The sequence below is a fragment of the Dickeya sp. MK7 genome (assembly GCF_000406305.1).
GTDB classification, from domain to species: Bacteria; Pseudomonadota; Gammaproteobacteria; order Enterobacterales; family Enterobacteriaceae; genus Dickeya; species Dickeya fangzhongdai.
This window is the reverse complement of the sequence record NZ_AOOO01000056.1, coordinates 1-820: the sequence shown is the minus strand read 5'-3', so window position 1 is coordinate 820 and position 820 is coordinate 1. Positions and strand designations below refer to the sequence as shown.

At 52.4% G+C, this 820-nt stretch carries 1 protein-coding gene; it reads left to right on the top strand.

Going from position 1 to position 820, the window contains the following annotated elements; all coding sequences use genetic code 11:
- Positions 1 to 65: 65 nt before the first annotated feature.
- A partial coding sequence (locus tag DXXMK7_RS00065; RefSeq protein WP_038917308.1) for an IS110 family transposase occupies positions 66 to 820 on the top strand: 755 nt, incomplete at its 3' end.

The window sequence follows — 820 nt, the reverse complement described above, 5'->3', positions numbered from 1 at the left end:
AGAGCACTGACTCTGAATGTACAAGCGGAACGGGCGTGATGGCTTCAGTGAAAGGGGACATCATTATGTATTACGTTGGTATTGATATCAGTAAGCGTTTTGTCGATGTGTGTTTGTTAGCTGATGGCATGAAAGGTAAACGGAAGACGAAAACGTTACCCAATGGCCCCAACGCCGTTCAGGCTTTGGCTGAATGGCTAACGCGACAAAAATGTGACCCGGGTCAGGCCCATATCATCATGGAAGCCACGGGGGTTTATCACGAACACCTCGCTTATGGTCTTCATCAGTCAGGCATTGCCGTATCCGTGATAAACCCTCATCGGTTGCGTGAATTCGCCAGGGGAATGGGGATACTCACGAAGACGGATAAAGTGGATGCCTATGTGCTGGCCTGTTATGGCGGTTTGCGCCAACCGGAGGGCTGGAGCCCGCCTTCGCCAGAAATAAGGAAACTCAAGGCATTACTCCAGCACAGGGATAGTCTGCTGAGTGATAAACAACGCATAGAAAATCGGCTGAGCACGTTAGCATCCACACAGGTCCCGGAAGAGGTTGTGGCGTCGCTGGACTCGATGGTGCGGCATGTAAAGAGTGAACTGGAACGTATTGAGCGACTGATAGAAGACCACATAGACAAGCATCCCGGACTAAAAAACGACCTGAAGCTCCTGAAATCGATTGATGGTGTTGGCGACCAAATCGGCTGGAATATGTTAGCCACCATCCGGGGCGGTCACTTCAGGAGCGCGGAGCAGGTGGCGGCGTATCTGGGGGTTATCCCGGTAGAGCGTCGCTCAGGCACCTCGGTACGAGGCAG